The sequence below is a fragment of the Streptomyces sp. NPDC096013 genome, from assembly GCF_044763565.1.
Taxonomy (GTDB): domain Bacteria; phylum Actinomycetota; class Actinomycetes; order Streptomycetales; family Streptomycetaceae; genus Streptomyces.
The window spans coordinates 123,265-134,917 of the sequence record NZ_JBIWGK010000022.1; the positions used below are offsets into that span (position 1 = coordinate 123,265).

5 protein-coding genes are annotated in these 11,653 nt (G+C 67.3%); 3 read left to right on the forward strand and 2 right to left on the reverse strand.

Annotated elements, in window-relative coordinates:
• Positions 1-143 precede the first annotated feature (143 nt).
• The 3 genes from ACIRB1_RS42565 to ACIRB1_RS42575 all read left to right on the forward strand — a co-directional run bounded on the left by ACIRB1_RS42565 (position 144) and on the right by ACIRB1_RS42575 (position 9,695).
• The gene (locus ACIRB1_RS42565; protein WP_403469345.1) at positions 144-8,318 is read left to right on the forward strand and encodes an RHS repeat-associated core domain-containing protein; all 8,175 of its coding nucleotides are present in this window, start codon (positions 144-146) and stop codon (positions 8,316-8,318) included.
• Positions 8,315-8,854: an SMI1/KNR4 family protein gene (locus ACIRB1_RS42570; protein WP_403469346.1), complete on the forward strand. Its 540-nt coding sequence runs from the start codon at positions 8,315-8,317 to the stop codon at positions 8,852-8,854. The genes ACIRB1_RS42565 and ACIRB1_RS42570 overlap by 4 nt, the downstream gene beginning before the upstream one ends.
• A gap of 226 nt (positions 8,855-9,080) precedes the next feature.
• The gene (locus tag ACIRB1_RS42575) at positions 9,081-9,695 is read left to right on the forward strand and encodes a hypothetical protein (protein ID WP_403469347.1); all 615 of its coding nucleotides are present in this window, start codon (positions 9,081-9,083) and stop codon (positions 9,693-9,695) included.
• Between the two features lie 664 nt (positions 9,696-10,359).
• Here ACIRB1_RS42575 and ACIRB1_RS42580 read toward each other — a convergent pair.
• Positions 10,360-10,680: a hypothetical protein gene (locus ACIRB1_RS42580; protein ID WP_403469348.1), complete on the reverse strand. Its 321-nt coding sequence runs from the start codon at positions 10,678-10,680 to the stop codon at positions 10,360-10,362.
• A 279-nt stretch (positions 10,681-10,959) separates the two neighbouring features.
• Positions 10,960-11,421, reverse strand: coding sequence for a DUF2199 domain-containing protein (locus ACIRB1_RS42585; protein WP_403469349.1), 462 nt, complete (start codon positions 11,419-11,421; stop codon positions 10,960-10,962).
• Positions 11,422-11,653: the final 232 nt, after the last annotated feature.

Sequence of the window (11,653 nt, forward strand, 5' to 3'; positions counted from 1 at the left end):
GATATAGCTAACACAAATCCTTCACGACTTGACGGTGATCTTCACGGCGTCTTTATCTTCGTGCTCGGTGTGTAAGCCATTGCTCACCAAGTGCTGTCGGGACGGTGTGTTTCTGACGGAGCGTCACGGGGGGAAGGTTCGTTTTGACCACGTCGCGGGAACGCCTGGTCCGTCGAAGAGCAAGGGTCGGTGTCGTCGCCGGGCTGTTCCTGGCCCTCAACGTCACGCTGCTGCCCGGCGCCATCGCCTTCGGCCCCGGTGATCCCCGTACGGCCGTCGACCTGGCGGACCTCCAGGAGACGGACGCCGTCCCGCTCGACGAGAAGGCGACCGACGACCTCGACGACCTCTCGGGCTCCGCCGCGACCGATCCGCAGAAGGCGTACGCCCCGGCGGCCGTCGCCGAGGTGCCCGCGGCCTCCGGCACCAAGGCCGTCGACACCATGACCGCGGGCGCCACGACCGAGGTCGCGAAGGCGGCCGACGGCACGATGAGCATCGGCGTCGGCGCCCCGGACGGGGCCACCCCGGCGCAGGCCGACGCCCTCGAAGGCCAGTGGAGCGTCGCCGCCGCACCCGAGGCCGACGCCGTCGCGAACGGCGCCCAGGGCTTCATGCTCGCGGTCGACGCCCCCGACACCGCCACCGGCGACGCGGTCGTCTCCATCGACGCGACCAGACTCGCCGAGACGTACAGCGCCCAGTGGCTGGACAGGCTCTCCTTCACCCTGATGCCGGCCTGCTACGCGACGACGCCCGAGGACGAGGCGTGTTCCACCGGCATACCGGTGACCACCGAGATCGAGCGCACCGGCGACACCGTCGACGTGGCGCTGGACGCCGGTGACTCCTCGGGCTCCGAGGCGGACACCGGTGAGGACGGCGCCGCCGACGAGACGCACGGCTCCACCGAGACCACCACCCAGGTCCCCGAGACCCTGGTCAACGTCACCCTGGACACCGCCGACCTCGCGTCGGTCTCCGCCGCCGCTTCCACCGCGAACAGCGCGGTGAGTACGGACGCAGGCCGCGTCGACTCCGCCGTCTGGCGCGGCGACACGGTCATCGCCGTCCAGCAGATCGCCGGCTCCTCCGGCGGGGGTCTGCTCGTCGGCAGCTCCTACGGCGCCGGCGCCGGCGGCGACTTCTCCGCGAGCCCGATCGTCTCGGCCGGTTCCTGGACGGCGGGCGGTTCCTCCGGCGCCTTCACCTACGCGTACACGATGGCCGCCCCGCAGGTCCCGGCGGGACCCGCGCCCAACGTCACCCTCAGCTACAACTCCCAGACCTCCGACGGCCGTACATCCGCCACCAACAACCAGGTCTCCTGGGTCGGCGAGGGCTGGGACTACAACCCCGGCTCCATCACCCGCACCTTCGTCGGCTGCGCGGCCGACACCGCCAACGCCAACAACAAGGACCACTTCACCGGCGACCAGTGCTGGGGCTCGTACAACGCGGTGCTCTCCCTCAACGGGACCACCACCGAGCTGGTGCGCGACGACACCACCAAGCAGTGGAAGGGCGCGCGCGGCGAGAACATGCGCGTCGAGCTGCTCACCGCGGCCGACTACAAGACCCTCACGGGGATCGACGGCTCCAACAACGGTGACAACAACGGGGAGTTCTGGCGCGTCACCACCGACGACGGCACCCAGTACTACTTCGGTCTGAACCGGCTCCCGGGCTGGACCTCGGGCAAGCCGGAGACCAACTCCGTGCTCAATGTGCCGGTTGCCGGCAACCACTCCGAAGACCCCTGCTACGCGGCCAAGTTCGCGGACTCCTTCTGCGACCAGGGCTGGCGCTTCCAGCTCGACTACGTCGTGGACACCACGGGCAACGCGATGTCGCTGTGGTGGGAGAAGGAGAAGAACGCCTACGCGCGCGACATGAAGGAGGCCAAGGCGGTCGCGTACGACCGCGCCGGCTACCTCTCCCACATCGACTACGGCCAGCGCGCCACCACGCTCTTCTCCCAAGAACCGCTCGGCCGGATGAAGTTCAACGCCCGGGAGCGCTGCTTCGACGACCCCGCGCTGAACGTGGCGTGCTCGAACGCCAACTTCGACTCCAAGCAGTCCGACCGGACCCGGCCCTGGTTCGACACCCCCGCCGACCTCGCCTGCGCGACCGGCAAGAAGTGCGGCACATACGCCCCCACCTTCTTCTCGCGCAAGCGCCTCGCCTCGGTCGACTCCTGCACCCAGCGCGAGCAGGGCGTGACACTGACCGAGTACTCCTCGGACGCCGACGGCAACGAGACCGGTCAGCGCAACGCCTGTGGCCTGGACGGCGGTTCGACGACCACGACCTCGCTGTCGAAGGTCGACTCCTGGGGTCTGAAGCAGTCCTTCCCCTGGAACCTCACCGGTGAGTACACCGCGCTCTGGCTGGAGTCCGTCACCCGCACCGGCTACGCCGTGGACGGCTCCACCGACCGCCTCAACCCGGTCTCCTTCGGCCACAACGAGAACCCGCTGCCGAACCGCGTCAAGAACGGCTCCTCCGACACCTCCCCGCTGTTCGCACGCCTGCGTATCCAGGACGTCGTCTCCGAGTACGGCGGCCGTACCCACGTCGACTACAAGGCCCCCGAGGGCAAGTGCCTCACCGGCTCCGGCCGTCCGACGATCGACAGGAACCACTCCCTCTGCTACCCGGCGTACTGGCATGCCGACGGTGAGCTGGAGGACAAACGGATCTCCTGGTTCCACAAGTACGTCGTCGACAGGATCACCGAGTTCCCGCGTCTCGCCGACGCGAAGGACATCGTGACGACGTACACGTACGAGACCTACGACGACGCAGTCGACGGCGCGCTGTGGGCCAAGAGCCAGTCGGAGTTCTCCCGCCCCAAGAAGCGCACCTGGGACGACTTCCGCGGCTTCCCGCTCGTCACCACGACCACCGGCGCCACCGACGCGGTCGGCGGCAGCGTCGCCTCCAAGTCCGTCACCCGCTACTTCCGCGGCATGGACGACGACGTCCTCGCCGACGACACCCCGGAGAAGTCCTCCGACGACGTCAAGCGCTCCGTCGTGACGACCGACGTCACCGGCGCGACCCTGGCCACCGACCGCAAGGCGTACGCCGGCATGGTCGCCGAGTCGCTCACCTACCCGGACGCGTCCGCCGACAACACCACGGGCTGGGTCGCCCGCACGGTCAACTTCCCGGACGCCCCGGTCCGCCTGGCCACCCGCGGCCGCACCGACGGCCCGGACGTGGTCTCCGAGCGCGTGACGCTCGGCAGGACCTCGACCATCTCCAAGGCCTCGGGCAAGGCCGCCGACAAACTGACCCTGCACACGGTGACCTCCGAGACCGAGTACGACTCCACGTACGGCCTGCCGACAAAGGTCAAGGAGTACGGCGACACAGCCGTCTCCGGCGACGAGTCGTGCACCGCGACCTCGTACGTCCACAACACCTCGGGCACGAACTACCTGGTCGGCCTGGTCGCCCGAACCGTCTCCACCACCGGCACCAGCACCTGTTCCACGGACCTGTCCAGCTCGACGGGCACCACCCTGGTCAGCGCCTCGCGCATGTTCTACGACGGCGCGACCTCGTCCACCGCCACACCCACCAAGGGTCTGGTCACCAGGACGGAGGCGCCGACCGGCGCCGGCACCGGCTGGGAGACCACCAACCCCGAGTCGCGCACCGAGTACGACTCCACCGGCCGCGTCACGAAGGTCACCGACCCGACCGGGGTGTACAACACCACGACGTACACGCCGTCGAGCGGTCAGGTCTACAAGATCGAGACGGTCACCGGGAACAAGACCGTCGACGGCGCCCTGGTCGCGGGCTTCACCGACACCACCGTCCTGGAACCCGGACGCGGCACCACCCTCAAGTCCACCGACGCCAACAACCGCACCGAGTCCTACGAGTACGACCCGCTCGGCCGCGCCGTCGCCGCCTGGGACGCCACCCAGACCGCCACGGACGACCCGACGGTCACCTACGCGTACAACATCGACCCGGCCAAGCCGGTTTCGGTGGTGACACGGTCCCTCGCCGACAACCCGAGCACCGCGGCGGGCGACGGAACGTACGAGTCCGCCACCACGATCTACGACGGCCTGGGCCGCGAGCGCCAGACCCAGACCCCGGCCGTGGGCGGCGGCCGACTGATCACCGACACGCTCCACAACAGCGCCGGTCAGGTCCGCTACACCCGCAACGCGTACTACATGGAGGGTGACCCGAGCACGGAACTGGTCGTCCCCGCCTCGGAGTCGCTGGTCCCCAACGCGACCTCGTACACGTACGACGGCCTGGGCCGAGTCCTGACGGTCACGCCGGTGCAGAACTCCTACGCGCAGACGGGCGAGACGTTCACCAACGCCGGCAAGGCCGTGCCGACGGTCGACCGCCGCACCCGCTACGAGTACGCCCTCGACTACACGGTCGTCCGCCAGCCCAAGGGCACGCCCGCCTCCCGCGTGTGGACCGACGCGCTGGGCCGCACGACCCGTCAGGACACCTTCAGCGACACCGCGCTGACCGAGACCGGCGCGATCACCACGATGTACGACTACGACCTGCGCGGCGACATGGTGACCTCCACCGACGACGCCGGCAACACCCGGACGTGGACGTACGACGCGGTGGGCCGGGTCACCGACACCACCGACCCGGACACGGGCGCGACCCACACCGAGTACGACGCCTACGGCCGGGTGGACAAGGCGACCGACGCCCGCGGCCAGGTCGTCTCCTACGGCTACGAGCGGCTGAACCGCGTGGAGCAGGTGAAGGTCACACCGAAGGGCGCGACGACCTCCACCCTCGCGCAGACGTACGCCTACGACGGCGCGACCGGCGGCAAGGGCCAGCTCACCTCGGCCACCCGCTACACGGACGGCAAGGCGTACACGACGACCATCGGCGGCTACACGGCCGACTACCAGCCCACGGACATGACCGTGGCGCTGCCGCCCGGCTCGACGGCCGGGCAGACGGCCGACGGTTTCGCCACCCAGTACAAGTACTCGTACAAGTACAACGACGACGGCCAGTTGGAGACGTACACGGCCCCCGCGGCCGGCGGCCTGGACGCCGAGGACGTGATCACCCGGTACAACGCCGCGGGCCTGCCGACCTCGGTCTCCGGCAAGGACTGGTACACGTCCGAGGCTGCCTACTCCCCCTACGGGCAGGTGCTGCGCTCGACGATCGGCGAGCAGGGCCACCGGCTGTGGCAGGAGAACACCTTCAACGAGTCGACCGGTGAGCTGCTGACCAGCAGGCTCGTCCGGGAGAGCGCCACGGACACGACGGTCGTGCCGGGCAGCGAGGTCAGCAAGCGCTCGTACTCCTACGACGCGTCCGGCAACGTGCTGTCCGTCGCGGACCGCATGGGCACGGCGACCGACCAGCAGTGCTTCACGTACGACACCCTCGGCCAGCTGAAGGAGGCGTGGACGACACCGGGCGGCGGCGCCTGCGTGGCCGCCGGCAAGTCGACGGCCGAGCCCGTTTACTCCGACAACACGGTCAACGTCTCGTCCGGCAACGACGGTTACTGGCAGTCGTACGACTACGACGTGCTGGGCAACCGGACGAAGAAGACGCTCCACAAGGCCGACCCGACGTTCACCTCCGGGGCACGCGACACCAAGGGCGACACGGTCACGGACTACGCCTACGGCACCAGCACCACCGCGAAGAACGCGCAGCCGCACACGCTGACCTCGTACACCACGTCGTCGACGACGGCGGCGGGCGCGCAGGTCACCGCCCGCTCGACGCAGACCTACGACGCCGCGGGCGAGATGGAGACCCGTTCCACCAGCGGTGACACGGCGCAGACGATGACCTGGACGTGGGACGGCAAGGTCGAGTCCGTGACCGGCTTCGGCGCCGACGGCTCAGGGGCCTGGATCGGCATCGGCGGGCTGTGCATGGACCTGTCGGGCGGCAGCACGACGGCCGGCACGGCGATGCAGGTGTACGTCTGCAACGGCAACAGGTCGCAGCAGCTGCGCCTGAAGGCCGCCGACACCAACAGCGACGGCACCGTCGAGGACGCCACGGTCGGTCAGCTGGTGGTGGGCGGGCGCTGCGTCCAGCCGAACGGTACGGCGGCCGGCGCGGCAGCCCTGGTCCAGGCCTGCGACACCGCAGTGGCGGCCCAGCGCTGGCAGACCCTGAACACGGGCCAGGTCAAGCACGTCTCGACCGGCCTGTGCCTGGCGGCGCCGGCATCGACGGTCGGCACCGACCTGACGCTCGCCGCGTGCAACTCGACAGTGGCGGGCCAGCTGTGGAAGCCCGCGTCGAAGACGACGTACGTCTACGACGCGATGGGCAACCGCCTGGTGGAGCGCACCAGCGCGGGCGCGGTGCTCAACCTGCCCGACACGAAGGTGTCGCTGACGACGGCCGGGAAGGTCCGCTACGTCGAGCGGACGTACGCGGGCATCGGCGGCCCGTCGGTGACCCGCTTCCGCGAGGGCGTCGACAACACGGCCGGCGTCAGCGAGCACGTGTACGCCCAGGCGACAGACCTCAACGGCACCCCGCTGGCGGAGGTCCGCCTCGACGGCGGGATGACCGTGCGGGTCACGAAGCGGGACCCGTGGGGCGAGGACCGTGCGGTGAGCATGGTCGCGCGTTCCCACACTGGTTTCCACACGGGCGACGACGACGCGGAGACGGGCCTGACCCATATGGGCGCCCGGGAGTACGACTCGGCCACCGGCCGTTTCATTTCGGCGGACCCGGTCCTGGACGACAGCGACCCGCTCCAGGCGAACGGCTACTCGTACGCGAACAACAACCCGGTCACGTACGCGGATCCTTCCGGTCTGACGTCATCGGCGTCGAGTTTCGACGCGTCGATCGCGGCACTGGACGCGAAGATCGCCGCGTATCAGAAGACCCTGAGCCGTTCGATCGGTGATGTGATCCTCGCGACCGGCTGGGCCGTGTTCAAGGAGTTCATCGGCTGGAACGACGTGGTCGGCTGCTTCACCCAGGGCGACCTGTGGGCGTGCGGCAGCCTGCTGATGGACGCCATCCCCTGGACCAGCGTCTTCTCCAAGGGCAAGAAGATGTGGCGTGCCTTCAAGGGCACGATGAGCGCGGTCAAGGCGTTCAAGGCGGCCAAGCGCGCGGCCGAGATCGGCATGAAGGCCGCCAAGGCCGCCAAGGTGGCGCTGATCAAGGCGAAGAAGGCGGCGGAGGCAGCGGCGGCCGAGGCCAAACGCAAGGCGAGAGAAGCAGCGAAACGCGCTGCGGAGGCGGTGAAGAAGAAAGCCCACACGGGCTCGAAGGGCGCCAAGGGCAACCCGGTCCAGGCAAAGGCACGCTCCCAGGCCCAGTCGAAGGGGTCCAAGGGCGGCGGCAAGGCGGACGAGAAGTCCGGGGGGTCGCGCGACGGGTCGGGCAAGGAGGGCTCGGGCGGTTCGGACGCTGACGCAGGTGAGACATGCAACAGTTTCACGCCTGAGACCCGGGTCCTGATGGCCGATGGCTCCGCCAAGGCGATCAAGGACGTCAAGACCGGCGACAAGGTTCTGGCCACTGACCCAGCCACCGGTGAGACCACGGCGCAGACAGTGACTGCCGAGATCCTCGGCAAGGGCGTCAAGCACCTGGTCAGGGTCACCATCGACACCGACGGCAAGAAGGGCACGAAGACCGCCGAGGTCACCGCGACGGCGGGTCACCCCTTCTGGGTCCCGGAACTCGGCGAGTGGATCGACGCGACCCACCTCAAGGCGAGCGAATGGTTGCGCACCAGCGCCGGCACACTGGTCCAGATCACAGCGGTGAAGCGCTGGACGGCACTGGACGCTACCGTCCACAACCTCACCGTCAGCATGCTCCACACGTACTACGTGCTGGCGGGTGCGACACCGGTCCTGGTACACAATTGTGATCCCTACGGAGACCTCGACGAGTACGGTCGTGCCACAGGCGTCAACGTCACGCTCACCAGGGCGAACATCGGTGGCAAAACTGACCCGAAGGTCGATCCGGCAGGCTGGGTCAGCGGAATGGGCTACAACAGGGCTCATGTGTGGGGGGCGCAGCTCGGCGGATCGAACAGGGACCCGCGGAACTTCGTCACGATGAACGCGTACGCCAACAGCCCGATCATGCGCCGCATCGAGAACCAGGTGCGACGGGCTGTGGAAAAGGGAGGGGAGACGGTGCAGTACAGCGTCACCCCGATTTACGCGGAGCACGCAGGTATGGGTCCAGCGAACCCGTATCCGCTGGGCGTCACCATTCGGGCCAACGGCACGGGCGGGCTCGACATATTCCAGACGATTTTGAACAGGGCGAAACCATGAACGCACATGTCGAGCGGCTGAGCCGACTGGTCACACCTCCTGATGGCGTTAGCCGGCGGACGGATTGGGAGGACGTAATCAGCGAGCTTGGGATCGGACTTCCCAGTGATTACCGAGATTTGATCGACACCTTCGGGGGTGGCCGGGTCGACGGGTACCTGTGGGTGCTTGAGCCTCGCTGTTCGAATCGTCATTACGAGCTCTTCCGGGCCCTTGCTGAGCGGGACGAGGCGTTCGAGATGTTGTGGGAGGACGGCGAACCGAAGCCTGCGCAACTGGAATCGCCTGGTGCCCGAGTAATCCCCTGGGCCTCGACAGACAATGGTGAATATCTCTACTGGCTCGTCGAGTCAGGGAGCCCTCCTGACGAGTGGACCGTCATGGTCAACGAAGCCAGAGGTGACTGGTGGGAACATTTCGATGTCGGATGTGTCGAACTCCTTGTCCAACTATTGAGCGGAGAGGTTCACTCGGAAATTCTTTCTAGCTCGTTCCCGTTGCCGGTTCATGAATTCAGGGCTTCGGGGAGCTTCTGAGAGCGTCCGGTCGGACGCCTGTAATTAATTCAAAGAGAAAGTTAACGCGATACATTGTGAACAGATCGTGCATGCGTCACCCCGTTTCCGTACCTCCGTTTTCGTCGCCTCCACCCTGATGTCCCTCACTGTGCTCGCTGGCTGTGGGGATTCGGACAGCGGTGAAGCGGCCGGCGGAGCGGACCCGTCGGCGTCGGCCGGTGCGGAGACGTCTGCTGCTGCCGCCGTGAAGCCTTTGACCGCCGAGGAGTTGGACAAGGCGTCGCTGGTCAAGGCGGATGTGGCGGGGTACGAGGTGAAGGCGGCTACGAAGGCCGAGGTCACTGCCGCGGATGCGGTGAAGGTGACCGGGGCTGGATGTCAGCCGTTGGGGCGGGCGGTGGCCGGGGCCGCCGTGGGGGAACCGGACGCGAATGTGTCGCGGAGGGTGACGGGGAACGGTGCTGATGCGCTCAGCGCTGAGGAGGAGGCCGTCGACATCAACGTCGGCATGGTCACCCTGGCCTCGTATGCCAGCTCGGACGATGCCGCTACCGCGCTGAAGTCGGTCGGCGACGCGGTCGCCGCGTGTGCGGGCGGGTTCGAGTGGACCGCGGGCGGTGAGCTGCTGAAGGCGAGCAAGGTGGCGCGGGACAAGGCGCCGACGGCCGGTGAGGAAGCGGTCGCGTTCAGCGCCGTGACGCCCGTCGATGGTGTTTCCGCGCCGTGGAAGGTCGTCGTGTCCCGCAAGGGTGCCACTCTCGCCCACTTCGTCGTGAGCAACGCGGGCTCCATGGTTTCCGGCAAGGACTTCACCTTCCCGGCCGACCTGGTGACCGCGCAGACCGGCAAGCTCGCCTGATCCACACCTGCACCGCTCCTCTGTTGCGGTACAGCGGCGAAGTGCAGCAACCCCGGAAGCCAGCAGTACCCAACATCAGCTCGCACGAACCTCGCGGCAACCGGTATGACCTTCAATGACCGATCTCTACTGAGCTACGGATCAGAAGCTAGTCCGCCTGACGTAGGCCTCCGGACCCCTGGATCGGACAACTATCTTTGGCCCGTGAACGGCAAAAGACGAAGCTGCGTCGGCGCAGCAGTCTCGTGGGATGTTTGGTGGGGCGCCATAACCATGCTTTTCCGCGTGTTCGGCATGATCATCAGCGACTCCAGGCGCTGGCCACCATGCGGGACGATGGCCGTCGCTGCCATCGTCAACGGAGAACTCGCGGAGCGCTAGCATCTGCGACGTCGAATGAGGAAGTCGCAGATGTCCCGCGACAGCGAGTCTCAATCGGACCGCACCACAACCGCACCAGATGAGGCGGGGAACCACGGTGAAGCCGACGGCTCTGACCACGACTCCATCTTACCGTTCGCTCAGGTCAGTACCCCAACCGGCCCCAAACGCCCGCAGCTTCCCAAGTTGATGTAGCAGTTGTCCTGCCGTTCGTCCGGGCTGCGGCGCTGGGGCGCCGGTCCCGGCCGAGCGGCAGGACAACCGACCGTCACCGAGCAGCAGTTCATGCCGCAGGTGCTTCCCGAGATGGGAGCAGAGGCGCCTTCGTCGTCATGTCACTCGACTCCGCAGCAAGCCCCGCCGCAATCAGCCTCGCCAGCAGCTCGGCCGCTTCAGGGCGAACGGTCCCGAGTTGCACGATCCCGTCGCCGAGGACATTCACGTCGGCCATCAGGCCCGCGAAGTCGGAGTCCAGGCCGAGCAGCACGAGTTGATCAGCCAGGGTGCCGGCACTTCGCCGTGCGCGGTTCCAGCCGCGTACGTAGGGCACGCCAGGAGACAGGTTCTCCGCTCGTTTGGCCACCACTCCGCGCCGGTCGGTCATGACGTCAGGCCCTTCCCTTGTGTTCTTCGGCGGTGAACGGTTCGTGTCCGCCGGCATTGCGGTCTCGGCCGAATCCGCTTGCTAGCGCCAGGCGAAGGAGTTCCGCGAGGCGCTCCGCCGTGGCCGGAGACACTCGGCCCTGAAAGCAGCCGTTTTTTGCCAGTGGTCACGTTGTGGTGGCGTGTTGATCTTGGGGGGCTTCGCGGCAGGTCAGCGTGTGTTCAGCGCGCCTTCAACGTACCCCTGTAGACCAACCGTCCGCCGGTCGTGCGAGTCAGGTCAGACGTTGTCGCCGTCAGGGTGGAGGACGGCCTCAGCGATCTCGCGTACGCGGTCCTGGGTGATGCCAGTGCGCTGCTCGACGGCGAGGGGATGGTCGGTGCGTTCCAACTCGATGAAGGGACGTCGGCCGAGGGGACGAGTATGTGCGTGCGTCTTCAAATTGAGTGTGCTGGGCGAGTAGAGGCTCAACTCAGTGGTCAACCAGCCGAAGTAGGGCTTCTCAGCTTCGCGCCCGGGGGTGTTCCACACGTCCAGGGCGCGGGCGAAGTTGTCCCGGCTCAAGGAGACCCAGACGCCCCAGGAGAAAACTTCTTCGCTACCGATCACCGGTATCTCGATCAGACCCTTGATGAAGTAATGCTGGCCCTTGATGACGCACTGATCAGAGGACAGCATGCTGTCGGGATCGTCTGCGAAGTCCTGGACCCAGACGTCAGGAGCCATGGTGGAGAAGCTCATCGGAAGCTCCGCGTGATACTCCCCGCAGCATGAGCATGTGAAGCCGAGATCGTTAGCCATGGCGGGGAGCTTAGCCAGCTCCTGATCACACGCGATCGCCCGCATATACGCAGACGAACCGGAGCCCCGGGCTAGGCGGCGGGCTCTACTGATCCCCGCAACGCCCTTGAGTTCAGGGAGTTGCGGGGATCGTGGATTTCGAGGTGCTGAAGGCGAGGTTCTTCGAGGCACT

What these genes read in the sequence shown, in the direction of transcription:
- ACIRB1_RS42570 (WP_403469346.1), top strand. Translation starts at nt 8,315, where the DNA reads ATGAACGCACATGTCGAGCGGCTGAGCCGACTGGTCACACCTCCTGAT.
- ACIRB1_RS42580 (WP_403469348.1), bottom strand. Translation starts at nt 10,680, where the DNA reads ATGACCGACCGGCGCGGAGTGGTGGCCAAACGAGCGGAGAACCTGTCT.
- ACIRB1_RS42585 (WP_403469349.1), bottom strand. Translation starts at nt 11,421, where the DNA reads ATGAGCTTCTCCACCATGGCTCCTGACGTCTGGGTCCAGGACTTCGCA.